At 64.8% G+C, this 25,928-nt stretch carries 25 protein-coding genes; 12 read left to right on the top strand and 13 right to left on the bottom strand.

The genetic code is table 11. From position 1 onward, the window contains the following. The first annotated feature begins 49 nt into the window (after window positions 1-49). Window positions 50-1,312 carry an aspartate kinase gene (locus tag C7451_RS13590; RefSeq protein WP_110299509.1) on the top strand — a complete coding sequence of 421 codons (1,263 nt, stop codon included), beginning with the start codon at window positions 50-52 and terminating at the stop codon, window positions 1,310-1,312. Window positions 1,313-1,314: 2 nt separating this feature from the next. Beyond that, window positions 1,315-2,322, top strand: coding sequence for an NAD(P)H-dependent flavin oxidoreductase (locus C7451_RS13585; RefSeq protein WP_110299508.1), 1,008 nt, complete (start codon window positions 1,315-1,317; stop codon window positions 2,320-2,322). A gap of 15 nt (window positions 2,323-2,337) precedes the next feature. Here C7451_RS13585 and C7451_RS13580 read toward each other — a convergent pair whose 3' ends face one another. Both C7451_RS13580 and C7451_RS13575 read right to left on the bottom strand, forming a co-directional pair. Then, entirely contained in the window at window positions 2,338-2,556 is a 219-nt protein-coding gene (locus tag C7451_RS13580) for a hypothetical protein (RefSeq protein WP_110299507.1), read from the bottom strand. Window positions 2,557-2,621: 65 nt separating this feature from the next. Then, window positions 2,622-3,242, bottom strand: coding sequence for a LysE family translocator (locus tag C7451_RS13575; protein WP_110299506.1), 621 nt, complete (start codon window positions 3,240-3,242; stop codon window positions 2,622-2,624). Between the two features lie 58 nt (window positions 3,243-3,300). Here C7451_RS13575 and C7451_RS13570 point away from each other — a divergent pair, with 58 nt between their 5' ends. After that, the gene (locus C7451_RS13570; protein WP_110299505.1) at window positions 3,301-3,786 is read left to right on the top strand and encodes a DUF2505 domain-containing protein; all 486 of its coding nucleotides are present in this window, start codon (window positions 3,301-3,303) and stop codon (window positions 3,784-3,786) included. 16 nt (window positions 3,787-3,802) lie between these two features. Then, on the top strand, window positions 3,803-4,207 hold the full coding sequence (locus C7451_RS13565; protein WP_110299570.1) for a GFA family protein: 405 nt from the start codon (window positions 3,803-3,805) through the stop codon (window positions 4,205-4,207). A gap of 56 nt (window positions 4,208-4,263) precedes the next feature. Here C7451_RS13565 and C7451_RS13560 read toward each other — a convergent pair whose 3' ends face one another. Both C7451_RS13560 and C7451_RS13555 read right to left on the bottom strand, forming a co-directional pair. After that, complete coding sequence (locus C7451_RS13560; RefSeq protein ID WP_110299504.1) at window positions 4,264-4,692, bottom strand: cupin domain-containing protein; 429 nt, start codon at window positions 4,690-4,692, stop codon at window positions 4,264-4,266. Further along, on the bottom strand, window positions 4,689-5,513 hold the full coding sequence (locus C7451_RS13555; protein ID WP_110299503.1) for an SDR family NAD(P)-dependent oxidoreductase: 825 nt from the start codon (window positions 5,511-5,513) through the stop codon (window positions 4,689-4,691). The genes C7451_RS13560 and C7451_RS13555 overlap by 4 nt, the downstream gene beginning before the upstream one ends. A 174-nt stretch (window positions 5,514-5,687) precedes the next feature. Here C7451_RS13555 and C7451_RS13550 point away from each other — a divergent pair, with 174 nt between their 5' ends. Both C7451_RS13550 and C7451_RS13545 read left to right on the top strand, forming a co-directional pair. After that, a complete protein-coding gene (locus tag C7451_RS13550; RefSeq protein WP_110299502.1) occupies window positions 5,688-6,827 on the top strand; it encodes a beta-ketoacyl-ACP synthase III in 1,140 nt (379 codons plus the stop codon). A gap of 4 nt (window positions 6,828-6,831) precedes the next feature. Then, a complete protein-coding gene (locus C7451_RS13545; RefSeq protein WP_110299501.1) occupies window positions 6,832-7,419 on the top strand; it encodes a GNAT family N-acetyltransferase in 588 nt (195 codons plus the stop codon). A 131-nt stretch (window positions 7,420-7,550) separates the two neighbouring features. On the opposite strand, the gene C7451_RS13540 is transcribed toward C7451_RS13545, so the two are convergent. From C7451_RS13540 to astD, 9 genes are all read right to left on the bottom strand, one after another. Then, a complete protein-coding gene (locus tag C7451_RS13540; RefSeq protein WP_244181887.1) occupies window positions 7,551-9,593 on the bottom strand; it encodes an amidohydrolase family protein in 2,043 nt (680 codons plus the stop codon). Window positions 9,594-9,713: 120 nt separating this feature from the next. Beyond that, window positions 9,714-10,184, bottom strand: coding sequence for a hypothetical protein (locus tag C7451_RS13535; RefSeq protein ID WP_110299499.1), 471 nt, complete (start codon window positions 10,182-10,184; stop codon window positions 9,714-9,716). A 236-nt stretch (window positions 10,185-10,420) separates the two neighbouring features. Continuing rightward, on the bottom strand, window positions 10,421-10,834 hold the full coding sequence (locus tag C7451_RS13530; protein WP_110299498.1) for a BLUF domain-containing protein: 414 nt from the start codon (window positions 10,832-10,834) through the stop codon (window positions 10,421-10,423). 83 nt (window positions 10,835-10,917) lie between these two features. Next, window positions 10,918-11,745: a phosphoadenylyl-sulfate reductase gene (locus C7451_RS13525; RefSeq protein ID WP_110299497.1), complete on the bottom strand. Its 828-nt coding sequence runs from the start codon at window positions 11,743-11,745 to the stop codon at window positions 10,918-10,920. Further along, window positions 11,742-12,179 (bottom strand): DUF934 domain-containing protein, encoded by a 438-nt coding sequence (locus tag C7451_RS13520; protein WP_110299496.1) that lies wholly within the window; start codon window positions 12,177-12,179, stop codon window positions 11,742-11,744. Before C7451_RS13520 ends, C7451_RS13525 begins: the two co-directional genes overlap by 4 nt. Window positions 12,180-12,311: 132 nt before the next feature. After that, on the bottom strand, window positions 12,312-13,946 hold the full coding sequence (locus C7451_RS13515) for a nitrite/sulfite reductase (protein WP_110299495.1): 1,635 nt from the start codon (window positions 13,944-13,946) through the stop codon (window positions 12,312-12,314). A 4-nt stretch (window positions 13,947-13,950) separates the two neighbouring features. Next, window positions 13,951-14,241, bottom strand: coding sequence for a DUF2849 domain-containing protein (locus C7451_RS13510; protein ID WP_110299494.1), 291 nt, complete (start codon window positions 14,239-14,241; stop codon window positions 13,951-13,953). Beyond that, window positions 14,238-15,035 (bottom strand): uroporphyrinogen-III C-methyltransferase, encoded by a 798-nt coding sequence (gene cobA, locus C7451_RS13505; protein ID WP_110299569.1) that lies wholly within the window; start codon window positions 15,033-15,035, stop codon window positions 14,238-14,240. The genes C7451_RS13510 and cobA overlap by 4 nt, the downstream gene beginning before the upstream one ends. Before the next feature lie 123 nt (window positions 15,036-15,158). Continuing rightward, window positions 15,159-16,652 carry a succinylglutamate-semialdehyde dehydrogenase gene (gene astD, locus C7451_RS13500; RefSeq protein WP_279629499.1) on the bottom strand — a complete coding sequence of 498 codons (1,494 nt, stop codon included), beginning with the start codon at window positions 16,650-16,652 and terminating at the stop codon, window positions 15,159-15,161. Between the two features lie 166 nt (window positions 16,653-16,818). Here astD and C7451_RS13495 point away from each other — a divergent pair, with 166 nt between their 5' ends. The 6 genes from C7451_RS13495 (at window position 16,819) to C7451_RS13470 (ending at window position 25,865) form a co-directional block, all read left to right on the top strand. Beyond that, window positions 16,819-20,682, top strand: coding sequence for a hypothetical protein (locus C7451_RS13495; RefSeq protein WP_110299493.1), 3,864 nt, complete (start codon window positions 16,819-16,821; stop codon window positions 20,680-20,682). Between the two features lie 8 nt (window positions 20,683-20,690). Beyond that, complete coding sequence (locus tag C7451_RS13490; RefSeq protein ID WP_110299492.1) at window positions 20,691-21,233, top strand: hypothetical protein; 543 nt, start codon at window positions 20,691-20,693, stop codon at window positions 21,231-21,233. A 188-nt stretch (window positions 21,234-21,421) separates the two neighbouring features. After that, window positions 21,422-22,630 (top strand): O-succinylhomoserine sulfhydrylase, encoded by a 1,209-nt coding sequence (gene metZ, locus C7451_RS13485; RefSeq protein WP_110299491.1) that lies wholly within the window; start codon window positions 21,422-21,424, stop codon window positions 22,628-22,630. 96 nt (window positions 22,631-22,726) lie between these two features. Further along, window positions 22,727-23,098, top strand: coding sequence for a BlaI/MecI/CopY family transcriptional regulator (locus tag C7451_RS13480; protein ID WP_110299490.1), 372 nt, complete (start codon window positions 22,727-22,729; stop codon window positions 23,096-23,098). Next, window positions 23,095-24,915 carry a M56 family metallopeptidase gene (locus tag C7451_RS13475; protein WP_110299489.1) on the top strand — a complete coding sequence of 607 codons (1,821 nt, stop codon included), beginning with the start codon at window positions 23,095-23,097 and terminating at the stop codon, window positions 24,913-24,915. Before C7451_RS13480 ends, C7451_RS13475 begins: the two co-directional genes overlap by 4 nt. Window positions 24,916-24,989: 74 nt before the next feature. Beyond that, window positions 24,990-25,865, top strand: a complete 876-nt coding sequence (locus C7451_RS13470) for an MBL fold metallo-hydrolase (protein WP_110299488.1) — start codon at window positions 24,990-24,992, stop codon at window positions 25,863-25,865. Window positions 25,866-25,928: the final 63 nt, after the last annotated feature.

Below are 25,928 nucleotides of genomic sequence, written 5' to 3'. Positions count from 1 at the left end.
CGCCCGGTTATAGGGGCGAACTTCGCATAAGGGAAAGCACGAACGGGCAATGGCACGGATCGTCATGAAATTCGGCGGCACATCGATGGCCGGGACAGAGCGCATCCGCAGGGTCGCGCGCATCGTCAAGCGCCAGCAGGATGCGGGGCACGAGGTGGCGGTGGTGGTCTCCGCCATGGCGGGTGAGACCGACCGGCTGGTCAATTTCTGCCGCGAGGCCAATCCGCTCTACGATCCGGCCGAATATGACGTGGTCGTCGCAAGCGGCGAGCAGGTGACGAGCGGGCTGCTCGCCATCGCGCTGCAGGCGCTGGGCGCCAATGCGCGCAGCTGGCTCGGCTGGCAGCTGCCGATCCGCACGGTCGAGGCGCATGCCAAGGCGCGGATCGACAGCATCGACGCCGATGCGCTGATCGCCGAGATGCAGAAGGGCGTCATCGCAGTGATCCCCGGTTTCCAGGGCGTCAGCGAGGCAGGCCGGGTCACGACTCTGGGCCGCGGCGGATCGGACACCTCGGCGGTGGCGGTAGCGGCGGCGGTCAAGGCCGATCGTTGCGACATCTATACCGATGTCGACGGCGTCTACACCACCGACCCGCGCATCGTCGCCAAGGCGCGCAAGCTTGCCAATGTGACGTACGAGGAAATGCTCGAACTGGCGAGCGTCGGTGCCAAGGTGCTGCAGACCCGCTCGGTCGGCCTTGCGATGAAGGAAGGCGTGCGCGTGCAGGTGCTCTCGTCGTTCATCGACGACGATGCCCCTGCAGCGGACACGATCCCCGGAACGATGATCGTCAGCGACGAAGAACTGGAAGGAATGGACATGGAACGCCAGCTGATTACCGGCATCGCGCATGACAAGAACGAGGCGAAGATCACTCTGACCCGTGTGCCCGACAAGCCGGGCGCGGTGGCGAACATCTTCGGCCCGCTCGCCGAAGCCGCGATCAATGTCGACATGATCATCCAGAATGTCGGTCGTGACAAGGGCGAGACCGACGTCACCTTCACCGTGCCCGCCGCCGATCTCGCGCGCTCGATGGATCTGCTCGAGCAGGCCAAGGAATCGATCGGTTTCAACCGCATCATTCCGGATACCAATGTCGCCAAGATTTCGGTGGTCGGCGTCGGCATGAAGAGCCATGCGGGCGTCGCCTCGACAATGTTCAAGGCGCTGGCTGATCGCGGCGTCAACATCCAGGCTATCTCGACCAGCGAGATCAAGGTCAGCGTACTGATCGAAGAGGATTATACCGAACTCGCGGTGCGCGTGCTGCACACGGCCTACGGGCTGGACGCGGTCGAGGCCTGAGCATGACCAACCACCCGCTCACCTCTTCCGCGATGGCGCGCGGCACGGCCTTTCTGGGCAGCGAGACCGCGATCCTGTGCGGGGCGATGAGCTGGGTGTCGGAGCGCAACCTTGTCTCCGCCATCTCGAATGCGGGCGGTTTCGGCGTGATCGCCTGCGGGGCGATGACACCCGAATTGCTCGATACCGAAATCGCCGCGACCAAGGCGTTGGCGACCAGGCCATTCGGCGTCAACCTCATTACCATGCACCCGCAGCTGATGGATCTGATCGCGGTGTGCGCCAAGCATGGTGTCGGCCATGTCGTGCTGGCGGGCGGGCTGCCGCCCAAGGGCAGCATCGAGGCGATCAAGGAGATGGGCGCCAAGGTCGTGTGCTTCGCACCGGCGCTGACGCTGGCCAAGAAGTTCATCCGCTCGGGCGTCGATGCGCTGGTGATCGAGGGCATGGAGGCAGGCGGCCATATCGGTCCGGTGTCCACAAGCGTGCTCGCACAGGAAATCCTGCCCGAAGTGGCGCACGAGGTGCCGGTGTTCGTGGCTGGCGGCATTGGCCGCGGCAGCGCGATCGCTGCCTATCTGGAAATGGGTGCGGCGGGCGTGCAGCTTGGTACGCGCTTCGTCTGCGCGCATGAATCGATCGCGCACCCCGCGTTCAAGAAGGCGTTCCTGCGCGGCAATGCCCGCGACGCGGTTGCGAGCGTTCAGGTCGATCCGCGCCTGCCGGTCATCCCCGTCCGTGCGCTCAAGAACAAGGGCACCGAGGAATTCACCGCCAAGCAGCGTGAGGTTGCCGCTCTGCTCGATGCCGGCGGGATCGACATGAACGAAGCCCAGTTGCAGATCGAACATTTCTGGGCAGGCGCGCTGCGCCGCGCGGTGATCGACGGCGATGTCGAGAACGGATCGCTGATGGCGGGCCAGTCGGTCGGCATGGTCACCCGCGAGGAAAGCGCCGCCGAGATCATCGCCACGCTGATGGCGGAAACCGAAGCGGCGCTAGCGCACTGACGATCTGCTTCGAATTCAATTGCCTGCTGGCGGTTCGACCGGCCGCGATACCGATTCCTGCGGGTCGGGCGAAGGATTTGCCGGCCCGGTCGCGGCGCCGGTAATCCAGATGATGCTGAGGGCTATGATCGCAAGGCCGAGCGATACCATCAGCACATAGCGCACGATGCTGCGCTTCTGGCCGCCGCTCGCCTCCTCGCTGTTCATTTCGACTTGTTCACCGTGTCGGATCATGGCTCGCCTCCTTGCCTGGTTTACGTCCTGCGGCAGATTACGGGGGCTGAGGGCGATGGTTCCCGTCAGATGTGAGGCAAGGCGGTGCCGAACAGGAACCACATGGCTATTCCGGCGAGGCCAAGCGCAAGCACCCGGCGTGTCCTGCGCAGCCGCCGGGGCTGGCTCAGCATTGGATGCAGCGTTGCAGCAAGCAGCACGATCGCCAGATGGACGGCGGTCGCCACGGCGACGCTGATCGCCGTGAGCAGCAGGGCATCGTCCAGGCCTGCATCCTGTTCCGGCAGAAAGCGCGGCAGGATAGCCACATAGAACAAAGCCGCCTTCGGATTGAGGACATTGGTCATCAACCCGCGCAGAAAATGACGCCGATGTTCCAGTGCCGTGCCCTGCATGCCGGCAGGCGACGTCTCCTGGTCGTCGCGCCATGTCTCCAAGGCGAGATAGAACAGATAGGCGGTCCCCGCCCAGCGCAGGGCGTTCCACAGCATCGGACTGGCAGCCACGAGCGCGGCAAAGCCCATGGCGGCAGCAAGCCCGATCACCGTCAGGCCCAGCGCGACGCCCGCCACTGCTGCCAGCCCTGCGCGCCGCCCATGGCCGAGCGTCAGCGCCGCGAGATAGGCCATATTGGGCCCGGGCGTCAGTTCGATCAGCAGCACCGTGGCAAGATAGCTTGTCAACATCGCCAGCCAGCCTAGTCTAACCGTCAACAAGCGCAATCGATGCTGCAAGGAGGAAGCGATGCTGAAACGCGAGGAGGCGCATGCCTTTGCCCAGCCGGTCGAGATGGTGGTTGCCCGCTGGACGGACGAGGCGTTCCTCACCGCGATGATGGAGGCACAGGGATCGCGCGATATCGCGGTCACGGTCGAGCGTCCGTCACTGCAAGAAATCCATGTCGCGATCACCCGGCAGGTGCCGGTCGATGCGCCTGCCATGATCCGTGCGGTGATTGGCTCATGGCTCGATCTCACCCAGCGTGATGTCTGGACGCAACGGGCCGATGGCAGCTGGAGCGCGGTGCGCGATGCAAAGCCCAGGGGGCTGTCGGCAGAGGGGCAGTGCCTGCTGACTCTCGTTACGCAAAGCGATGGAGGCGCGGCTTGCGAAGCGACCGTCAGTGTCCAGTCGCGCGCGCCGATGGTGGCCGCGATGGTTGAATCCTTGATGCTGGAGGACAGCACTAAGATGCTGCGGCAGGAATTTGCTGCAATCGATGCAGGATGAGGGGAAGGGGAAGCATATGACCACTACCGGAGGGTGCCTTTGCGGCGCAGTGCGTTACGAGATCGAGGGCGATCCGCTGCTCAGTGCGGTGTGCCATTGCCGCAATTGCCAGAAACAGGCGGGTTCCGCGATGTCCGTGCTGATCGGCGTGCGTGATGACCAGATTGCGATCACCGGCGAGCTCAAGACCTATGAGGACTGCGGCGAGAGCGGCGATCCGGTCTATCGGCGCTTCTGCGGGACCTGCGGCTCGCCCATCCTGTCCGACCTGCCCAGCCAGCAGGGCCTGCATTTCGTCAAGGCGGGAACGCTTGACGACGTCAGTGCGCTGGATCCCAAGATGCACTTCTGGACCCGCAGCGCCCAGCCCTGGGTCCGCTATGCCGAAGATGCGGTGAAGTTCGACCGGACGCCGGGGTGATCCTGTCCGCCTTCCGGGTCTGATTAAGCGTCTTCTGCGATGGGAGCGGTGGTCGCTCAGCCCGGCGCCCAGCCGGGCCCGGCCAGCACGAAGCCGCTGAACTCGAAACCGGGCGAGACCATGCAGCTGACCAGCGCCCAGCCCTTGTCGGCATGCGCCGCTTGCCAGTGACCGGGCGGAATCACGGCCTGTGCGGTCTCGCCATGCAGGATATCCGGGCCCAACCGGTGCCATGTGACCGGCCCCTGGTCGCCTGGCGCATGGCCAAGCGCGATTGCGTGACCGGCATGCCAGCACCAGATCTCGGTCGCATCGACCGTGTGCCAGTGCGAGCGCTGACCGGCCTCGAGCAGGAAATAAATCAGCGTCTCGCTCGCGCGGCCATCTTGGGCGGCGGCGCCGCGCCAGGTTTCCCTGAACCAGCCGCCTTCGGGATGCGGAGCCAGTCCCAGCGTGTCAATCAGCGCGCGCGCCTCGTCGCTCACCCGGCCTTCTCCTCGTCACGCTTGGCTGCCATCTGCGCGCCGATCGACCCGACGAGCTCGAACACCTTGAGCGGATCACTCATGCGCAGCTTCGCGATCATGTCCTCCATGCCTTCGGCGACCAGGATCTCCGGTTCACCGGCATCGATCCCCGCCAGGATCCGCGACGCGCATTCCGCCGGGTCCATGCCATTGGCGATCGCGCTGTCGGTATGGCCGAAGCTGCTGCCATCACCCGCGAGGGCATTGGCCGAAACGGCGGTACGGATCGATCCGGGCAGCACGGTATGCACCTTGAGTCCATAATGCGCCTCGGTTTCGGCCCGCAGCGCATCGAGATAGCCGATCAGCCCGTGCTTGGCAGCGCAATAGGCAGTGCGCAGCGGTACCCCAGCGCGGCCAGCTACCGAGGATATGCCAATGATCATCCCCGATTTGCGCGCGGTCATGTGCGGCAGCAGCAGCTGGGTCAGCCAGATCGGCGCGAGCAGATCGACTGCGATGATCCGGTCATAGACGGCGAGCGCACTGTCCACGGCAAGCGCGCGCTGGCTGATCCCGGCATTGTTGACGAGCCCATCGACCGCGCCCTTCCAGGCAATGGCCTGCTCAACAATGCCCGGCAGCGCGGCCTGGTCGGTGGTTTCGAATGGCAGGATCAGGCTCTCGGTGGGCAGCCGATCCGCCACTGCCTGTAACGCATCGGTCCGGCGGCCCGAAAGGATCATCGCAGCCCCACGCGCGGCAAAGGCCTCGGCCAGTGCCTCGCCAATGCCCGATGAGGCGCCAGTGATCCAGATGACCTTGTCCGTATATTCCATGCGTCCTGCTCCTTGTTTGATTGGCTCCATCAAAGAGCGGCACACCGCAAACCGCAAGCGGGAAAACATACCCGGAAATCGCGAGGCGATCTGCTGTCGCGGCCCTTGCCAAGGCCGTGTTGCGGCAGTAAGACGCCAACCCGCTCCAGCTATAGTGCAGGACCCTACGGATTCATGACTTCCGCTTACAACCAGGCCCGCCCCGTCATTTCCTCGACCGGCCTTTTCACCCCGGCAGACAGCATCAGCAACGAAGAGCTCGTCGCCAGTTTCAACGCTTATGTTGCGCAGCATAACGCGCAGCATGCGGCTGCAATCGAAGCAGGCGAGATGGCCGCGTTGCAGCCGAGCTCGGTCGAGTTCATCGAAAAGGCGAGCGGAATAAAGGCGCGCAAGGTCCTGTCAAAGGCGTCGATCCTCGATGTCGACGTCATGTGCCCGCGCTTCGAGGAACGGCCCAACGACCAGATCTCGGTGCTCGCCGAAATCGGTGTCGCCGCCGCGCGCGATGCGTTGCAGCGTGCAGGCCGCGATGCGAAAGACGTGGATGCGGTGCTGGTCGCCTGCTCGAACCTGCAGCGTGCCTATCCGGCCATCGCGATCGAGGTGCAGGATGCACTCGGCATCGAGGGCTTCGGTTTCGACATGAACGTCGCCTGCTCGTCTGCGACCTTCGGCATCCAGACTGCGGCCGATTTCATCCGCGCCGGCAATGCCCGCTCCGTGCTGGTGGTCAGCCCGGAAATCTGCTCGGGTCATCTCAACTGGCGCGACCGCGACAGCCATTTCATCTTCGGCGACGTCGCGACCGCCGTGCTGGTCGAGGCGGCGGATTTCGCACCGCCAAGCCACTGGGATATCCTGGGCACGCAGCTCAAGACGCGCTTCTCGAACAACATCCGCAACAATTTCGGCTTCTTGAATCGTACCGCGCCAGAGAGCCGCGACAGCGCCGACAAGCTGTTCGTTCAGGAAGGCCGTAAGGTGTTCAAGGAGGTCGTACCGATGGTCGGCGATCTCATCACCGACCATATCGCGCGTCTGGGAATTGCACCTGAGGGGCTGCGCCGTCTGTGGTTGCATCAGGCCAATGCGGGGATGAACCGGCTGATCGCGCAGCGGGTGCTCGGCCATGAGGCCAGCGAGGACGAGAGCCCGACCGTGCTCGACAGCTATGCCAATACCTCGTCCGCAGGGTCGATCATCGCGTTCCACCTGAACAGCGAGGATCTGAAGCCCGGCGATACCGGCATCATCTGCTCGTTCGGTGCGGGCTATTCGGCGGGATCGGTGGTCATCCGCAAGGCGGCCTGACGCGATGGCGGTGACGGTCGAGACTTTGCCGGCTCACCGCATCGCAAAAGCGATCGACGCGCTGGCGCGCCTGCGCATCGCGGTGTTCCGCGAATGGCCGTATCTGTATGACGGCGACCTGAACTATGAGCGCGGATATCTCGCCGAATTTGCGGCAGCACCCGATGCGGTGCTGGTGGTCGCGCGCGATGGCGCTGCGATCGTCGGTGCGGCAACGGCATCGCCGCTCGCTGCGCAGAAGGATGCGTTCAAGGCGCCGTTCCTAGCGGCCGGATGGGACGTCGCGCGGGCCTTTTATTTCGGAGAGTCGGTGCTGCTGCCGGTCTATCGCGGGCAGGGCATTGGCCACGCGTTCTTCGATCATCGCGAGGCGGCGGGCAAGGCCGCGGGGGCGAACGTTGCCCTTTTCTGCGCGGTGCAGCGTCCGGTGGATCACCTGCTGCGTCCAGCCGACTATCGCCCTCTCGATGCGTTCTGGGCCAAGCGCGGCTATGCCAAGGTACCGGGATTGGTTGCGAGCTTCGATTGGCTCGATATCGGCGAGACGGAAGAGACGCCGCATCCGATGCAGTTCTGGGCGCGGATGCTGTAAGCCCTCTTAGCCGTGTCCCGTCCCGTCATTCCCGCGAACGCGGGAATCCCGCTTTTGGAGCGGATCTGCAAAGCAAGCGGGACCCCCGCTTTCGCGGGGGTGACGAAGAGAGATGGCTCTCTCCTCCTTGCCTATTTCGGCAGCTTCACCTTGGGCCTGGTCGCGAACGGCTTGATGCCGAATTCGGGATAGACCTCGCTCGGATAGTAGAACACGCCATCCTTCGCGACCATGCGGATCGCCTTGATGGCTTTCAAATCCTTGGTCGGATCGCCCTGGATCAGGAAGAAATCGGCAAGCTTGCCCTTTTCGATGCTGCCTAGCGACTGGTCCTGTTTCAGATACTGCGCCATGTCATAGGTCGCGCGGCGCAGGATCTGCGCGGGCGTCATGCCGGCCTTCTGATAGAGTTCCAGCTCGCGATGATAGGTGAAGCTGCCGCCCATGTCGGTGCCGGGGATGAGGAATATCCCTGCCTCGTGCATCTTGCGGATGGCCGCCGCGACCTGATCGAAGGCGCCGCGATAGGCCTTGTCGTCAGCCGCATCGTCGATCTTCGCCCAGGCCTGTTTGGCGCTGCGCTGCACCCCGACCGGCATATGGTCGACATAATCGGTCATGCCGGGGTTGATCATGCCGTTGCGCGACAGCAGCAGCGATTCATGGATGGCGAAGGTGGGGTCGATCGTCACCTTGTTTTCGACCATCGCGCGGATCGTGGCATTGACGCGGCCGCTGTTCAGGTCGAGCCCCGGCAGACGCTTCAAGGCAGTGAGGCGCAGCAGCGTGCGCGTGTCCTCACCCGGTTCCAGCACCCAGCCCAGCATCACCTGGTTGATATGCGTCATCTCGTCATAGCCGGCTGCGATCATCGCATCGGCATTGGTGAAGGCGGGAACATGGCCCATGACGTGCAGCCCCAGCGCCTTGGCCTCTTTCACCAGTGCCGGAATCCATTCGGGGTTCATGCTGTTGTAGATCTTGATCGCCTGGAAATCGCGCGCGGCATAGAAGCGGGCAGCGTCGATCGCCTCCTGCTGGCTGTTGACGAGAATTCCGTTGTTCGAGCTGAACGGTGACTTGCCTTCGATAAAGCCCGATTTGGTGATGCGCGGCCCCGCCAGCACGCCGCTTTCGATGCGTTCGACCAGCCCGTCGAGCACGTCGATCTCGTTGCCCATGTCGCGCACCGAGGTGATGCCCGCCAGCACGTTGAGCATCGCGTCTTCCTGGCCGATATGCCCGTGCATCTCGTACAGGCCGGGGACCAGCGTGCCGCCTTCGCCATCGATGCTGATCTCGCCGGGCGTGGCGGGACTGTTGGCAGGCAGCACCGCCGCAATGCGCCGACCGCGGACAACAACGCTTTTCGGCTCGGTCAGCGTCATCGACACCGGATCGAACACGCGCACGTTGGTGATGCGCACGGGCGCCTTGTAGCTGTGCGCGGCCTTGGCCTGCATCTTGACGAAGCGTTCGGTCGAATATTTGACCGCGAGATCGCGCAGCTTGATGTCCTCGCCCTCGAAGCCCCTGCGCACGAACACCGCACGCGGGCTGATCGCCGCGAACAGCGCGCCCTTGTCGTCGAGCAGGAAATAGCCGGGATCGAGATCGTTGCCCGACAGCGCATAGGCGGTGACGGTCATGGCGCCGCCAGTACCGGTGACCTGCACCTTTTCCAGCTCTGCCAGGCTAAGCGCGCCGCCGGGCAGCGCGGGGATCGAGCGGTCGTCGTCGGCGAGCAGCGCGCGGGCATAAAGTCCTGCCGCCCAGGGGCTGCCCTCCTGCGCGACATAGATGGCCTGGCCCTTGGGTTTGGCGGAACCTGAGCCGGTGGAATCGGTCCAGCGCGCGGTGCCGCGCTGCATCGTGAAGCTCTCGTTGATCGCATTGCCGAAGGTCGAGTTGCCGGTGATCTTCCAGGCAACGGGCATGCCTTTGGGATCGAGCTTGAGCTCTTCCTTCATTGTCGGACCGCGGCCGTTGTTCTTGTAGTCGTAATCGATCTTCACCGTGTCGCCGGTGCGCACGACATCGAGATGGCCGACCTTGGTGCCGCCGATGATGACGATGAAATTCTCGGTCGAATCCTGGGCGAAGGCCGGCATGCCCCAGGGAGCGATGGCGAGCGCGAGCGCGATGGAACCGAATTTCAGTGTTTTGGCGCCCATGGCCAGTCCTTCCCTGCGAGATTTTTTATCTGCGCGGACAATGGGCTAGCGGGCCGACGATGGCAAGCGGGCGAAGACAAATCCTCCCCGGGTCGGTCCCGGGGAGGATGGGATATGTTTTCAGCTAGCGGGGTTGCCTGTAGCGATGCTGAGTTCGGCCATCAGCGCGTTGCGGTCTTCGGCAGCAACGGCCAGCACATGCTGACGCACCTCGTCCGCGCGGCGGGCGAGCGTATCACTGACCTGCTCCTTGCCCTGGGCACAGCGACCGTTGGTAGAGCCTTCGATCAGCTTGGCGGGAACCAGCGTGCGGACCACGTGGCTGCCCTGACCGGCGGGCGCCTGGAGATGGCGCTCCACCATGATCTCGGCCTTCCACATGCAGCGTGCGGTGCTCTGGCGATTGGGGGTCATGTTCCCGATCTGGCGATAGCTGACCATGGTCTTGGGCTGATAGACGGCGGTGACTTCACGTTCTCCGTGGGGGACATTGACCTGATGGCGAATGTCCTGGAATTCGGAGGCCGTGGCGGGGAGAGCAAATCCTGCAACTGACAGAGCCGCGATCGTGGCGGCCTTTATATTCTTCATGTCTTCGTCCTTTCCAATGGATGGTGCATTGGTCGGGATACGCGGGCATTTCGGAACTTTGTCCGGGCCGGAAGCCCGGGATGGTGCGCATCCCGTCACAGTCCGACATCACGCAGCATTGCAAAAATGCTGCGCCAGAGGGGCCCGGCCTGCTTCACGAGAATTGGGATCAAAGTCCGGCTTTGTCAACCGCAGGGCGAAAGTCATTCATGCTGCGCAGCAATAGAAACAGTCTATCATTCCTGCAGCTGGCGAGCGAAGGCGACCAGTTCTGCGCGCAAATTGGGGTTGGCGGCAGCAGTCTTGCTGCAAATGTCGTTCACGATTTCTGCGCCGTCGCGATGTGACCTGTCTCTATAGGCCATCGACCACTCGCCGAATTCGCGCTGCTCCACGGTCTTGCGCGCCAACACGACCTGAGCGCGGTGCCGCGAATCCCGCCTGATCCGTTCGAAGGTTCTTTCGACCGCATCCTGGGGCCCCTCCAGAACCTGGAGAAAGCGCTTGCCGTTGAACATCAGCAGGCCCGTGATCGCGTCTGCGTCATTGTTGCGCCGAGCGACCGCGAGAATCGCTGGCAGATCGACGGTTTCGCGCGGTGAAACCGTGCTGATGTAAAGAATCTGCTCGATCGGCTGGGCCCGTTGCATGCCATTGCTCTGCCGCAGCGTGGTTAATTTCGCATGAAGAGGCTGCAATCGGAATGCGATGGCCCGGCCCCGTTCACCAGTTTTCAGAAGACCGGATCGTTGGCGCCATTGTCGTCGTCCGTGCCTGGCAGCGGCGTAACTTCGCTGTGGATACCGCATTCGGTCTTGTCCCAGCCCTTCCAGCGACCCGAGCGCGGGTCTTCACCGGGCGCCACCTTGCTGGTGCAGGGTGCGCAACCGATAGACGGATAGCCCTGCGCCTCGAGCGGGTGGCGTGGCAGGTCATGCTCGGCAAAATAGCCGTCGAGCATCTCCTTGGTCCAGCTCGCCAGCGGATTGAGCTTGAACCGGCCCTGCGCGTCGCTGGTGTCGATCTCGAACCGGGGCAGACCCTGGCGGGTTGCGGACTGGAAGCCCTTGCGACCGGTAATCGACCCGTCATAGTTCAGCAGCGCCCTGGCCAGCGGACGCACCTTGCGGATCTCGCAGCAACCATCGGGATCATAGGACCAGCGCAGGCCGTTGGCATCCTGTCCGGCAAGGTCCTGGTCATCGGGTGAGAGCAGGATCAGGTTGGTCAGGCCAAGCCGCGCGACCAATGTGTCGCGATAGGCGAGAGTTTCGGGAAAATGCTTGCCGGTATCGAGGAACAGCACCGGCAGCGAGGGATCGACCGACGCAATCATGTGCAGCAGCACCGCGCTCTCCGCGCCGAAGGATGAGACCACCGCAAGATCGCCGACCAGTCCGTCGCGGATCACGGTGCGCATCATTTCCGCCGTGTCGGTGCCGCGGAACATGTTGTTCAGCCGGATGGCGTCGCGCTCGGTAAAGCGCGGTCCCGCATCGATCCGGTCGCGCTGGCGCGAATCTGGGGCGGAAGATTGGGGCGTGATTTCGGTCTGCTTCATGATGCCACCTGATGACGCTTGGCCCAGATCGCGGCGACGCCGTCGCTGGTCTTCTGGTAGAATTCGGGGAAGAAGCCCTCGGCCGCCTTCACATCGTCCGGGTCGAGTGGACGATTGGGCGCGAAGCTGTCAAAGCCGCAGCGGCGCAGAAAGACGAACTGGTCGACCAGCACATCGCCGACCGCGCGCAGCTCGCCCTTGTAGCCCGCCTCGCGCAGGATCTGCGCGCTGGAAAATCCGCGTCCGTCACCGAAGCTCGGAAAGTTCACTTCGACCAGGCGGAGCTGATCGAGCAGCGGCAGCAGCGCGCGCACGTCCTCGCCCGGCTCGATCCGGACGGCGGCCGAATTGGTGCCGGCAGTGAACTCGGCGAGCGGGATGGCGGTGTCGGTCACGGCGGGTTCGTCGCGATAGAGGATCTGCGGTGTGGTCATGCATCATCTCCTTTGGCGCTTACCCACATCCGTTTGTCCCGAGCGAAGTCGAGGGACGTGATCGCCACCGGTTCGAATACGTCCCTCGACACGCTCGGGACAAACGGTGAAGGGAGATGGGCTTGCACGGCCTCAGCCATAAAGCGCCTCCTTGAACGGCTGCATGCCGATGCGGCGATAGGTGTCGACAAAGCGTTCGCCAGGTTCGCGGGCGCCGAGATACACGTTGGTGACGGTCTCGACCGCGTTGACGATGCCGTCCTCGTCGAAACCGGGGCCAACGATCCTGGCGAGCGAGACATCCTCCGCGCCCGATCCGCCGAGCAGTAGCTGGTAGTTTTCCAGCCCCTTCTTGTCGACGCCGAGAATGCCGATATGCCCGGCATGGTGATGGCCGCAGGCGTTGATGCAGCCCGAGATCTTGAGCTTGAGCTCGCCCAGCTCGCGCTGCCGTCCGGTATCGGCAAAACGCTCCGAAATCTTCTGCGCGACCGGGATCGATCGGGCATTGGCGAGGCTGCAATAATCGAGGCCCGGGCAGGCGATCATGTCGCCGATCAGGTCGAGATTGGCCGTCGCCAGCCCCGCATCGTCGAGCTTCTGCCAGATCGCGTAGAGATCGGCCTTGCGGACATGCGCCAGCACGATGTTCTGCGCGTGCGTCACGCGCAGCTCGTCGAACGCATAGTCGCGCGCCAGCTCGGCCATCAGGTCGATCTGCTCGGCCGTGGCATCGCCGGGAATGCCGCCGGCAGGCTTCAGGCTGATGGTCAGCGAGGTGTAGCCCGGCACGCGGTGCGGATGCGTGTTCTGATCGACCCAAACCGCGAAGTCCGGGTCCGACCGGTCAATATCGTCGCTCAGACCCTGCTCGAACGGCGGGTCCCGGAAGAAGGCGCTGATCCGCTCGAGCTCGGCTGCAGGCGGATCGAGCCCCAGCGTCTTCATGTGCGCGAACTCTTCCTCGACCTGGCGGCGATATTCGTCGGCGCCGATTTCGTGGACCAGGATCTTGATACGCGCCTTGTACTTGTTGTCGCGGCGACCATGGCGATTGTAGACGCGCAGGCACGCCTCGGCATAGCTGATCAGCTCTTCGGCAGGGACCCATTCGCGGATCATCGGCGCGATCATCGGGGTGCGGCCCATGCCACCGCCCGCGAAGAACTTTGCGCCGAGCACGCCTGCGTCGTTCTTGACCAGCTCGATGCCGATATCGTGCAGCCGCATTGCCGCTCGGTCGGAGGGCGAGGCGATCACCGCGATCTTGAACTTGCGCGGCAGCAGCTGGAATTCGGGGTGGAAGGTCGACCATTGGCGCAGCAATTCGGCCCAGGGGCGCGGATCGGCAATCTCGTCGGCAGCCGCCCCTGCAAATTGGTCCGAGCTGATGTTGCGGATGCAGTTGCCGCTGGTCTGGATCGCGTGCATCTCCACCGTCGCCAGTTCAGCGAGAATGTCGGGTGCGTCCTCCAGCTTGATCCAGTTATACTGGATATTCTGCCGGGTGGTGAAATGGCCATAGCCCTTGTCATACTTGCGCGCGATATGGGCGAGCATGTGCATCTGCTTCGAATTGAGCGTGCCATAGGGAATGGCGACGCGCAGCATATAGGCGTGCAGCTGCAGATAGAGGCCGTTCTTCAGCCGAAGATGGCGGAACTCCTCCTCGGGCAGGCTGCCATCGAGGCGGCGACGCACCTGATCGCGGAACTCCGCGACGCGCGCATCGACCATCGCCTGGTCATATTGGTCATACTGATACATGGTTTCAGACCTTTACGATCGGGATGCTGGTGTTGATGGCAAGGTCGGTGCGCACCGTCGGGCCGAACGCACGGATGCGCTCCTTGATGTGCAGCGGCATCGGGCCCTGATCGGTCTGCTTGCCATCGACCACATAAGGCACGTTGACGCGGCGCGCGGCTTCCTCGCGCTTGAGGATCGCCTCGGCCTCGTCGCCCGCATCGACGCTGTCGGCCAGATGGCGCGACCAGCGGGTATCGCCCGCCCACCAGATGACGTCGCCGGTCTTCAGGTCGTTACCGGTCAGGATCTTCATGAAACGGGCTCCAGATGCTGGGCGAAGAGCGAGGGCAGACAGTCGGTGGCGTTTGCGCGGGTCACGACATCACCGATCACGATCAGCGCCGGGCTCACTACCTGTTCGCGCGCGATCATCGGGCCGAGGTCGGTGAGCAGCGTCCGCAGCGTGCGCATGTCTGCGCGGGTGCCTTTCTCCAGCACTGCCACGGGCGTATCGGGCGACAGGCCATCGGCGATCAGCTTTTCGGCGATCGCATCGCCGGTAGCGACGCCCATATAGATGACGAGCGTGCGACCCTTTCCGGCGAGGCCCGACCAGTCCTGTTCGGTCAGCCCCTTGCACTGGCCTGCGACAAAGGTAACCGCGCTGGCAAGATCGCGATGGGTCAGCGGCAGCTGAGCGGCAGCGGCGGCACCATTGGCGGCGCTGATACCGGGGATCACTTCGACACGCACACCGGCGGCGCGGCAATCGTCGACCTCTTCACCGCCGCGGCCAAAGATGAACGGATCGCCGCCCTTCAGGCGAACGACATCATGGCCGGCACGCGCCTGCTCGATCAGCAGCGCGTTGATGTCAGGCTGCGGCAGGGTATGGCGCGCGCGCTTCTTGGCAACCGAGATCAGCTGCGCATCCGGCCGGGCGAGCGCCAGGATCGCGTCATCGACCAGACCATCGTGCACGATCAACCGCGCGCGCGAGATGATCCGCGCGGCCTTAACCGTAAGCAGATCGGGATCGCCGGGGCCCGCGCCGACCAGCCAGACGGTGCCGGGCGCGGCTTTCTGGCCTGGATGGGGATGTGTCATGCCGTTGGTCCTTTCCAACGGTGCATCTGGTCCGTGAGGCGTCGGGATGCAAAGCAGAACCCCTTGGGAGGGGGTTAGATTTGCTTTTGCAGCTGCGAAGGAACCCGGCGAGCGGGTCCCGATTCAGTCCGACTTCAGCCCGATGCCGATGGTCGCGCGCGGCTGTTCCATCTCGTTCGACACGACAGGGTAGGCGCAGTAATCGGCAGCATAATAGGCGCTGGGGCGATGATTGCCCGACAGCCCGACGCCGCCGAACGGAGCCTTGGAAGAGGCGCCGTTGGTCGGGCGGTTCCAGTTGACGATCCCGGCACGGATGTTCGCCCAGAACTGCTTGTAATGCTGCGGGCTGCCGCCCACCAGAGCCGCGGACAGGCCGAACCGGGTATTGTTCGCCTCGGCCACGGCTTCCTCGAAGGAGCTGACCTTGACCACCTGCAGCAGCGGGCCGAACAGCTCGATATCCGGCCGATCCTTGACGTTGGTGACATCAATGATCGCGGGCGACAGGAACGGCAGGTTATCGTCCAGCCGCACCAGATGCTTGATGACGCGGCCACCGTTGCTGAGGAAATAGAGGAAGCTTTCGGTCAGCCCGTCGGCGGTCGCGTTGTCGATCACCGGGCCCATGAACGGCTGCGGATCGTCGAACGGCTTGCCGACAACCAGCCGGTCGGCGAGCTTCTTGGTCTCGGCGATCACGGCGTCATAGATCGTGTCGCGCACGATCAGGCGGCTGGCGGCAGAACAACGCTGACCCGCCGAGGTAAAGGCCGACTGGACGATCAGCACCGCAGCATCGGCGATGCACGGCGTATCCCAGATCACCATGGGGTTGTTGCCGCCCATTTCCAGCGCGACGATCTTGTCCGGGCGGCTGGCAAGCGAGCGGTTGATCGCGATTCCGGTGGTGGCAGAGCCGGTGAACAGCACGCCATCGACGTCTTCGTGCGCGACCAGCGCCTTGCCCTCGTCCGCGCCGCCGATCAGCAGCCGCACCACGCCTTCGGGAATGCCGGCCTGATGCAGGCACTCGACCAGCATCGCCCCTGTCGCAGGGGTTTTTTCCGATGGCTTGAACACCACAGCATTGCCCGCGATCAACGCAGGAATGATATGACCATTGGGCAGGTGCGCAGGGAAATTGTAAGGGCCCAGCACCGCCATCACGCCATGCGGCTTGTGCCTCAATGCCATGGTGCCGCCCAGCGCGCTGTCCAGCTTGCGCTGCGAGGTGCGCTCGGCATAGGCGGCGACCGAGATATCGACCTTGGCGACAACCGATTCCACTTCGGTGCGCGATTCCCACATCGGCTTGCCGGTTTCGCGGGCAATCAGCTCGGCCATTTCCTCGGCGCGCGCGCGCACCTGATTGGCGAAGCGGCGACACAGTTCGATCCGCTTGGTGACAGCCATGGCCACCCATTCGGGAAAGGCGGCACGGGCGGTTGCGACTTCGGCATCGACATCGCCATGCGGGCCGGACCAGAGCCGATTGCCGGTGGCGGGTTCGAAAGAGACGAGTTCAGGCAATTTCACGCTTTCTGACGAGCCGTTGATGTTCGGAAGTTCGGACCCCGGCACCCGATAGCAAGGATTGAACGCGCCGGAAACCATTGAACTTTGCCATGACAAATTTGTGCTGATTTCTTGGGCTTGCGCATCAGCCTTGCTCTGCTAGGCTCGCGTCCGGCTGGTGAATGACCGCTCGGCGAACAGGGTCGCATGAGTAGCATGATAGCCGGGGGCAAACCCGCCTTGTCAGTGAGCAAGGAGCGGACCCATGAAAAATCTCCCCTACAACGCGAGCGCGTTGCGCATATCGCTGTTCCTGGCGTCCAGCGCCGCCGCCATCGCGATCGCGAGCCCGGCGCATGCTGATGCCACGGCACCGTGCAACGTCAATCCTGGACCCGACGGAATTGCCGGCAACGCCGATGATGTGCCTGAAAGCACCGAATGCGGCGTCAATGCCACCGCTTCAGGGCCCGGCGCGACTGGGGTCGGCAACCAGAGCACGGCATCGGGCAGCTTCAGCGTGGCAGTGGGTGCGCGTTCGGTATCGACGGGGGTCCAGTCATCGGCAATCGGCCCTGCAGCCAGCGCTTCCGGGAATTTTGCGACCGCCGTCGGCACTTTCGCTGCAGCATCCGGCGCGCAATCGCATGCCTTTGGCGACTCCGCCAATGCTTCGGCCAATTTCGCGGTTGCGATCGGCACCAATGCAGTCTCCTCCTCGCTCAGCAGCATTGCCATCGGTTCTGGATCGACCACCGCCACCATCGGCACCACGCCCTCGGGCGCGGCGTCCCTCGGTACGGCCGTCGCGATCGGCAATGGCGCGCGCGCCACGCAGGAAGATGCCGTGGCGCTGGGTGACCTCGCCAACGCAAGCGGTTTCCACGCTACCGCGATCGGGGGGGAGTCGGTGGCTTCGGGCGTCGGCAGCCAGGCATTTGGCTGGCAGGCCAATTCTGCGGGGCGCACGGCAGTAGCGGTCGGGCATCAGGCGAATGCCGCGGGGCTTGAGGCGACATCGATCGGCAAGAGTGCGCAGGCAGCCGGTGCCAATGCCACGGCCCTGGGTAGCAGGGCGAACGCTTCGGCGGTCAATTCCACGGCCATGGGCAATCTTGCCGCATCGGCCGGCACACAATCGGTTGCTGCGGGCTATTCCGCGACCTCGTCGGGTCTGAGTTCCGCAGCCTTCGGGTCGTTTGCCAATGCATCGGGCCTTGCAGGCGTTGCCATCGGCGATGTCTCGGCGGCCAGCGGACGCTTCGCCGTGGCGATCGGCGCGGGGAGCATCGCGGCAGAGGCGAGCAGCATTGCCATCGGCCAGAATGCGACAACGGCCACATCGGGTGCGACACCCTCTGGCGCTGCGTCGCTCGGCACCTCGGTCGCGATCGGCAATGGCGCGCGCGCGACACAGGAAGATGCGGTGGCCCTGGGAGACCTCGCCAATGCCAGCGGTTTCCATGCCACTGCCATCGGCGGCGAATCCGTCGCATCGGGCGTAGGCAGCCAGGCCTTTGGCTGGCAGGCGAACGCTTCGGGCCGCACTGCAGTAGCGGTCGGGCATCAGGCGAATGCGGCGGGGCTTGAGGCGACATCCGTCGGCAAGAGCGCACAGGCAGGCGGGGCAAACTCGGTGTCTCTGGGTAGCCGTGCCAATGCGTCGGCTGATCTGGGCACTGCGCTAGGCAATGGCGCACAGGCGACGGCGCTCAACTCCGTGGCTCTCGGCTCGGGGTCTGTCGCAGATCGGGCCGGAACGGTTTCGGTGGGGAATGCCGGCGGCGAACGCCAGATCACCAATGTCGCGGCCGGCACTTCGCTTACCGACGCGGTCAATCTTGGTCAGCTCAATGCAGTGGCAGCCACCACGTCGGGCAATGCTGCCCGGCTGAACTATTTCGCGGTCAACAGCACGCAAGCGGGCGCAGCGGCGACAGGGGCATCGGCGATTGCAGCCGGTGACAATGCCCGGGCAGAAGGCGTGGATGCGCTGGCCATTGGCGGTGACGATGCCGGTACCGGTGCCCGTGCAATCGGCAACTCGACCGTCGCCATTGGCGGCGAGGCGGATGCCTTCGGTCCAGGAGCGACCGCCTTTGGCTGGCGATCCAATGCGGATGCGGAACGCGCCCACGCGCTGGGCCACCTCGCCAATGCAACCGGCGTCCGCTCGCTGGCCGTGGGCGAGGCTGCCAATGCCACCGCCCTTACATCGGTGGCTGTCGGCAATCAGGCCAGCGCGACGGATGAGGATGCTGTCGCGATCGGCGATCTGGCCAACGCCAGCGGCTTTCACGCCACAGCCGTTGGCGGGGAGGCGGTTGCTTCGGGACGTGGGGCGCAGACCTTTGGCTGGCAGGCGCGGGCAACCGGCGAATTGTCGCTGGCCGTCGGCCATCAGGCGGTCGCGGGCGGGGTCCGTTCGCTCGCCCTGGGCAAGAGTGCAAGCGCCAGTGGCGATTTCTCGATCGCCATCGGCAACACCGCATCGGCCGGGTTCATGAATTCGGTCGCGATCGGCAACGGTGCATCCGCTACTGCTGCGAACCAGATCGTTCTGGGGACGGCCAATCACAGCTATCGCTTTGCGGGGCTTGGCGGGAATGTCCCCGCCGGCCAGCAATTCTTCCTGACGGTCGATTCGGCTGGCAACATCACCGCAGTTGCAGTTGCGCCGGCCACGGCATTTGCCGGTGCAGGCGGTAGCAGCACGCAGGTTGGAGCGGGCGCCTCGGCTTCTGCGCAGGATTCGACTGCAGTCGGCGCCGGTGCCACTGCCAGCGCGGCCGATGCCACCGCCGTGGGTGAGGGTGCGCAGGCATTGAGCTCCGGCGCAACGGCTGTCGGTGCAGGGGCGATTGCATCGGGCTCCACCGCTGTAGGTGCTGGCGCGCAAGCGACCGGAGCGGGATCGGCGGCCTATGGCTCCAACGCCCGCGCGACCGGTACCCAATCGATTGCCATCGGCGAGGACGGGGGTGATGCGGATGCGCTTGGAGCCGTTGCCTCCGGCGCTGGCGCCATCGCCATCGGCAACGATTCGCGCGCAACGGGTATCGAGGCGGTCGCGATGGGGCTCAGCGCTGCCGCCACAGCGCAATCGAGCACGGCCGTCGGGGGACGCGCGCTGGCCACTGCCACGGCCGCCACGGCCTTTGGCTGGCGTGCCGAAGCGGTGGCCGAACGCGCCACGGCGCTCGGCCATCTCGCCAATGCCAGCGGCGTGCGCTCGACCGCCGTGGGTGAGGCGGCAGCCTCGTCGGGTGACCTCAGCGTTGCTGTCGGCAACCAGTCGGTCGCCAGCGGCACCAACGCCATTGCCATCGGCAATACGGCGCTGGCCAGCGGCGGCGACGCAATCGCGATCGGCGGCAACCGCGACGGTGCCTCGGGCCGCGCGACCCAGGCCACCGGTGCATCGACCACCGCTGTCGGCGGCCAGGCGCTGGCCACCGCCACCGCCGCCACCGCCTATGGCTGGCGTTCGGAAGCGACGGCGGAACGGGCCACCGCGCTCGGCCATCTTGCCGTGGCATCGGGCGTCCGCTCGATCGCGGTGGGTGAGGCGGCAATCGCCTCGGGCGCCGGTGCCATCGCGATCGGCAACCAGAGCTCGGCGGCGTTCACAAACTCGGTCGCGATCGGTAATGGGGCGACTGCCAACCGTGCCAACCAGATCAAGCTGGGCGGCACGGGAAGCTCGGTGACGATCGGCGATCTGGCCGCCAGCACTGCGGCGCAGAGCGGTGCGACCTCGATCGTCACCACCGATGCCAGCGGCACGCTGGGCGCAGGGCCTTCGGTCAACAGCTTCGCCACCAACGCTCAGGTGACGGCGCTCACCGGCCAGGTGAACACATTGTTCGACCTGACCGAGGTCAACCGCCGCGCGATCAACCGTGCGAACGAGGGCGTGGCCATGGCGTTGGCGATGGAATCGCCCGCCCTGCCTGCAGGCACCAATTTTGCGCTGTCGGGCGGCGTCGGCTATTATGAGGACCAAGCCTCGCTGACCATGGCGATTTCCGCCCGGGTTGGGGAGAACGCTTCGGTTTCCGCCGGTATCGGTACCGGCTTCAACAGCGGTTCGGTGGGCGCGCGCGGCGGCTTCCAGATCGCCTGGTAAGGACGGGTATGACAGGTTTGAACCTCTGGCCGGGGCGTTTTGCTCCGGCCATTTTGCTTGCCGGTCTGGCACTGGCGCTGCCCGGTGCGGCATCGGCTCAGGGGGCTCCGCAAGCCGCGCAGCCGCCGATCTCGGTCGAACCCGTGCCGAGCGAGCTTGAACTCGCCAAACTGCTCTGGTCGACGATGAGCGCCGTCCACCACGCCAATCTTTCGGGCAATTATTCGGTGCTGCGCGACATTTCCTCGCCCGGCTTTCAGGTGATGAACAATGCCGCACGGCTGGGCGAGATCTTCGCCAGCATCCGCGAGAGCCGCGTCGACCTCTCCAACGCGCTGCTGCTCGCGCCCACCTATACCGAGCCGCCATCGGTGGTGGAGCCAGGCGTGATCCGCGTGCGAGGCTATTTTGGGCTCCGGCCTACAGCCATCTTCTTCGATTTCTTCTTCCAGTGGGTGGAGGGGCGCTGGCGGCTGCACGGCGTGTCGATCAGCCCGCAGGCGATCGCGTCCGAGGAAGCGCCGGAGCGGGGGCGGACGTCGACTCGATAACGTGGTTTGCAACGTCCCTCGACTTCGCTCGCGACAAACGGGTGAGTGACACCATTCCACAAACCTTTCCGAGTTCCCGAGCTCAGTCGAGAGACGTTGCGCGAAGCATTCCCTCACATTCCCGCTTTCCCCCGCTCGCATCCACGCGCATATAGCGCGCGGTTTTTCATCGTTCACAGGCTATCCCCATGAAGCGCAATTCCGGACAAGACCCCGCCATCACCAGCCGCTGGCGCCCCGCCACCCGCGCGATCCGCGGCGGCACGGCCCGCAGCGAGTTCGGCGAGACCTCCGAGGCTTTGTTCCTCACCTCGGGCTTTGCCTATGACTGCGCCGAGGATGCCGCCGCGCGCTTCAACGGCGAACAGTCGGGCATGACGTACAGCCGGTTGCAGAATCCCACGGTCGAGATGCTGGAAAAGCGTATCTCGCTGATGGAGGGCGCAGAAGCCACGCGCTGCATGGCAAGCGGCATGGCCGCAATGACCGCCGCCCTGCTGTGTCAGCTGCAGATGGGCGACCATGTCGTCGCCAGCCGCGCGCTGTTCGGATCGTGCCGCTGGCTGACCGACAGCCTGCTCCCCAAGTTCGGCATCGAGACCACGATCATCGACGGACGCGAGCTCGACCAGTGGGAGGCGGCTATCCGCCCCAACACCAAGGTCTTCTTCTTCGAGACGCCCGCCAATCCGACGATGGACATCATTGACCTCAAGGCGGTGTGCGAGATCGCCCGCGCGCATGGCATTACCAGCGTGGTCGACAATGCCTTTGCCACCAACGTGCTGCAGCGCCCGATGGAATATGGTGCTGACGTCGTCGCCTATAGCGCCACCAAGATGATGGACGGCCAAGGCCGCGTGCTCGCCGGTGCGGTGTGCGGTACGGAAGATTTCATCACCAACACGCTGCTGCCCTTCACCCGCAACACCGGCCCGACGCTGAGCGCATTCAACGCCTGGGTGGTGCTCAAGGGCCTGGAAACGCTCGACTTGCGCATCCGCCGCCAGAGCGACAATGCGTTGAAGGTCGCCCGTTTCCTGGAAGGCCGGGTCGAGCGGGTCAACTATCCGGGCCTAGCCAGCCATCCGCAGCACAATCTCGCGATGTCGCAGATGGAAGCCGCAGGACCGATCTTCTCGCTCTATGTCGGCGGCGGCAGAGCCCGTGCGCACGCGCTGCTCAACGCGCTCGAACTGGTCGATATCTCGAACAATATCGGCGATTCGCGCTCGCTGATGACCCATCCCAGCTCGACCACCCACCACGGCCTGGGCGAGGAAGCGCGCCTTGCTGTCGGCATCACCGAGGACATGCTGCGGCTGAACGTGGGCCTCGAGGATGTCGATGATGTGATCGAGGATCTCGACCGCGCCTTGGGCAAGGCGGGACTCTAAGCTCGGCGAGCATCCCCGACACATTCACCGTTTACAGCCGTAGTCGAATCGATTACACCCGTAGTCGTAATCCCGTAGCAGGCGAAGGCGACTCGAATGGCTCCCGAACGGATCAGTGATGCGGAACATGCGGTGATGGAGGTGCTGTGGCAGCGCGCGCCTCTCACCGCGACCGAGGTGGCCGAAGCGCTGGCCGATGCACGCGAATGGTCGTTGCAGACGGTCAAGACGCTGCTGTCGCGGCTCACCAACAAGGGGGCTGTGTCCTATGACCAGGACGGCCGCCGCTATCTCTACAGCCCTATCCTGGCACGCGAGGACTATGTCGGCGACGAATCGCGGCGGTTGGTCGATCGCCTGTTCGGCGGGCGCGCTGCGCCGCTTATCGCGCATCTGGCAGAACAGCAGAAATTCACGGCGGAGGACCTGGCCGAAATCGAACGGCTGATCGGGGAGTTGAAGTCATGATCGGGGAGCGGCTCGCATTTCAATCGCTCAGCGATTTCGCGCATGGCGTCGCCGGGCAGTGGCTGGTCGACACGCTGATCGTCACCGCCGCGTTGATGGCGCTGGTGCTGGTGCTGCGCCGCCCGGTGGCGAAGCATTTCGGCGCTGAACTCGCCTATGCGCTCTGGGCGATCCCGCTCGCGCGGCTGTTCATGCCGCCGCTTGTCCAGACCATTGAGGTCCTTGTCAGCGCGCCTGCGGCACCTGAAGTCGCCGAAACCGGCGCGGCGATCATCCCGGCAGCGGTAGCTGCTGCGACGCCTGCCGTCGATGCCATGCCCGAGCCAAGCCTGGTGCAGAGCCTGCTCGCCGATGCCGACTGGTTCGCGATCGGTGTGACGGTGTGGCTGTGCGGCGCGGCGATCTTCCTGATCGCGCAGCTTTCCGCCTATCTGCAGAATCGGCGCGAACTGCTCGAGGATGCGGTCGAGGTGACCCGGATCGACGATATCCGCGTGATCGAGATTGCCGGAATTTCGGGCCCCTTCGCCTTCGGCCTGTGGCAGCGTTATATCGCGCTGCCGATCGGCTTCACCCGCGATTACAACCCGGTCGAGCGTGAGCTGGCGCTGGCGCACGAACGCAGCCACCACCGGGCGGGCGACCTCTGGGCGAATTTCGCGGCGCTGGCGATGCTGTCGCTGCACTGGTTCAATCCTGTGGCCTGGATGGCCTGGCGCGCCTTCCGCTTCGATCAGGAAGCGGCGTGCGATGCCCGCGTGCTGCGCCGCCGGACGAGCGCTGAACGGCTCGCCTATGCCCGCGCCATTGCCAAGGCGGCGACCGGACACACTCTCGCCTTTGCCAGCCCCTTGAACCCCAAGGAAAAGATCGTCGAGCGGCTGAAGATCATGAAGCAGTCGGAAACCTCTAAGGGCCGCAAATGGCTGGGCGGATCGCTGATCGGCGGCGGTCTGGTGACCGCGATGGCGATGACCGCGACGGTGAGCTACGCCGTACAGCCGGTCGAGCCCGAAGCGCCTGATGCGCCGCTGGCTCCCGACGCGCCCGAGGCACCCACCGCACCTGCTGCGCCCTCGGTCGAGGTCGATGATGGCGTTTACGTCTACAAGCTGCGCCGCGAGGACGGCAAGCAAGTGGTGCTGCGGCTCAACCGCCCCGCGCGGCAGAAGGAACTCGACCGTATGGCAGCCGATGCCGAGCGTTCGCGCGCCGATGCCGACCGCAGGATTGCTGATGCGGATCGTGCAGCGGCCGACGCCGATCGTGCGCCAGCCCAGGCCGATCGCGCCATCGCCATCGCCATCGCCGAGCGTAACCGGGCTAATGCGATGGCCCGTGCGTCGCAGGTGATCGTTCGCTTCGGTTCGCCGAACGACAATGTGATCGAGCTGGGCGATGGTCGCCAGTTGCGGCTTCAGACTGCCGATTGTGAAGGCAAGCCGAAAGCTGCGGCTTTCATGACCCAGACAGAGACGCGCAATGGTCAGGTCACGCGCACCAAGGTCGTCACCTGCGGCCAGATGATGCCCGACGAAGCCGAGATCGCCGCGCAGATCGAACGCGGCATGGCCGAAGGTCGCAAGTCGATGGAGCGCGCACGCGCTGAAATCCGTCGCAACCCGCATCTCAGCGCCGAGGATCGTGCCGAAGCGCTGCGCGATATCGATGAAGGCCTGCGCGAGATGCGCGCGGGGCTGGCCGAAGCGCGCCGCGAGCTGCGCCGGGACATGGCCGAAGCCCGGCGCGAGATGAGCCGGATTCCGGCACCGCCCGAAGCGCCCGAGCCCCCCGCCCCCCCGGCGCGGACCTGGTAACGTCACGAAGGGGCTGCGCGGCAAAAGTTGCGCAGCCTCTTTTGTTTGATGGTGTTCAATGCCACTTAGGCGCGATGGAACTGCCCGCTGATCTGCCGACCGGCCTTGCCGAGACCATGGAACCACTTGTCCGCCGCGTGCTCGCGGGCAATCCGTCCCCCTTCACCTATACCGGCACCCAGACCTATGTCGTGGGCGACGGCGCAGATGTCGCGGTCATCGATCCGGGTCCGGCGGATGAGGCGCATATCGATGCGATCCTCGCGACCGTGGGCGATGCCCGCATCGCCGCGATCATGTGCACGCATACGCACCGCGATCACAGCCCCGCCGCCGCGCCGCTCAGGGCGCGGACTGGCGCGCCGATCATCGGTTGCGCGCCGCTCATTCTGTCCGACGATGGCCCGCGCGCCGACGAGGCGTTCGACACCACCTACGCGCCCGATCGCGTGCTTGCCGATGGCGAACGCGTTGCGGGCGACGGCTGGACGATCGAGGCGGTGGCGACGCCCGGTCATACCAGCAATCATCTGTGCCTGGCGCTGGTCGAAAGCGGCGCACTGTTTACCGGCGATCATGTGATGGGCTGGTCGACCAGCGTCATCTCGCCGCCCGATGGCGACATGGCGGCCTATATGGCGAGCCTCGCCAGGTTGCAGGAACGCTCCGACCGCATCTATTATCCGGCGCATGGCCCGGCGGTAGAGAACCCGGCGCAACTGGTGCGCGGAATGATGGGCCATCGCAAGCAGCGCGAACGCCAGGTGCTGCGTCAGCTCGAAGGGGGGCCGCAGACCATCCCCGCGATGGTGCCCGAAATGTACAAGGGCATCGATTCGAGGCTCTATGGCGCGGCGGGTCGGTCGGTTCTGGCCCATCTGATCGATCTGGAAACGCGCGGCACCGTTGCGCGGGACGGTGAGCTGTGGCGGCTTGCCGAACCGGCTTGAACCCAAAAGGGCTGCACACGGCCTGTTATGCCGCTATGGCATGCACTGTTTCACAAGGATGCA

Source organism: Blastomonas natatoria, assembly GCF_003201955.1.
GTDB classification, from domain to species: domain Bacteria; phylum Pseudomonadota; class Alphaproteobacteria; order Sphingomonadales; family Sphingomonadaceae; genus Blastomonas; species Blastomonas natatoria.
Note: the sequence above shows the minus strand (reverse complement) of the source record. Positions and strands in the feature narration are given on the sequence as shown.

Bases quoted from the DNA above. Each gene is read 5' to 3' on its own strand.
- C7451_RS13495 (WP_110299493.1), top strand. From the start codon at position 16,819: ATGAAAAATCTCCCCTACAACGCGAGCGCGTTGCGCATATCGCTGTTC.
- C7451_RS13565 (WP_110299570.1), top strand. From the start codon at position 3,803: ATGACCACTACCGGAGGGTGCCTTTGCGGCGCAGTGCGTTACGAGATC.
- C7451_RS13480 (WP_110299490.1), top strand. From the start codon at position 22,727: ATGGCTCCCGAACGGATCAGTGATGCGGAACATGCGGTGATGGAGGTG.
- cobA (WP_110299569.1), bottom strand. From the start codon at position 15,035: ATGACACATCCCCATCCAGGCCAGAAAGCCGCGCCCGGCACCGTCTGG.
- C7451_RS13540 (WP_244181887.1), bottom strand. From the start codon at position 9,593: ATGGGCGCCAAAACACTGAAATTCGGTTCCATCGCGCTCGCGCTCGCC.
- C7451_RS13510 (WP_110299494.1), bottom strand. From the start codon at position 14,241: ATGAAGATCCTGACCGGTAACGACCTGAAGACCGGCGACGTCATCTGG.
- C7451_RS13590 (WP_110299509.1), top strand. From the start codon at position 50: ATGGCACGGATCGTCATGAAATTCGGCGGCACATCGATGGCCGGGACA.
- C7451_RS13535 (WP_110299499.1), bottom strand. From the start codon at position 10,184: ATGAAGAATATAAAGGCCGCCACGATCGCGGCTCTGTCAGTTGCAGGA.
- C7451_RS13475 (WP_110299489.1), top strand. From the start codon at position 23,095: ATGATCGGGGAGCGGCTCGCATTTCAATCGCTCAGCGATTTCGCGCAT.
- metZ (WP_110299491.1), top strand. From the start codon at position 21,422: ATGAAGCGCAATTCCGGACAAGACCCCGCCATCACCAGCCGCTGGCGC.
- C7451_RS13570 (WP_110299505.1), top strand. From the start codon at position 3,301: ATGCTGAAACGCGAGGAGGCGCATGCCTTTGCCCAGCCGGTCGAGATG.
- C7451_RS13525 (WP_110299497.1), bottom strand. From the start codon at position 11,745: ATGAAGCAGACCGAAATCACGCCCCAATCTTCCGCCCCAGATTCGCGC.
- astD (WP_279629499.1), bottom strand. From the start codon at position 16,652: ATGGTTTCCGGCGCGTTCAATCCTTGCTATCGGGTGCCGGGGTCCGAA.
- C7451_RS13520 (WP_110299496.1), bottom strand. From the start codon at position 12,179: ATGACCACACCGCAGATCCTCTATCGCGACGAACCCGCCGTGACCGAC.
- C7451_RS13470 (WP_110299488.1), top strand. From the start codon at position 24,990: ATGGAACTGCCCGCTGATCTGCCGACCGGCCTTGCCGAGACCATGGAA.
- C7451_RS13580 (WP_110299507.1), bottom strand. From the start codon at position 2,556: ATGATCCGACACGGTGAACAAGTCGAAATGAACAGCGAGGAGGCGAGC.
- C7451_RS13550 (WP_110299502.1), top strand. From the start codon at position 5,688: ATGACTTCCGCTTACAACCAGGCCCGCCCCGTCATTTCCTCGACCGGC.
- C7451_RS13490 (WP_110299492.1), top strand. From the start codon at position 20,691: ATGACAGGTTTGAACCTCTGGCCGGGGCGTTTTGCTCCGGCCATTTTG.
- C7451_RS13530 (WP_110299498.1), bottom strand. From the start codon at position 10,834: ATGCAACGGGCCCAGCCGATCGAGCAGATTCTTTACATCAGCACGGTT.
- C7451_RS13575 (WP_110299506.1), bottom strand. From the start codon at position 3,242: ATGTTGACAAGCTATCTTGCCACGGTGCTGCTGATCGAACTGACGCCC.
- C7451_RS13515 (WP_110299495.1), bottom strand. From the start codon at position 13,946: ATGTATCAGTATGACCAATATGACCAGGCGATGGTCGATGCGCGCGTC.
- C7451_RS13585 (WP_110299508.1), top strand. From the start codon at position 1,315: ATGACCAACCACCCGCTCACCTCTTCCGCGATGGCGCGCGGCACGGCC.
- C7451_RS13555 (WP_110299503.1), bottom strand. From the start codon at position 5,513: ATGGAATATACGGACAAGGTCATCTGGATCACTGGCGCCTCATCGGGC.
- C7451_RS13545 (WP_110299501.1), top strand. From the start codon at position 6,832: ATGGCGGTGACGGTCGAGACTTTGCCGGCTCACCGCATCGCAAAAGCG.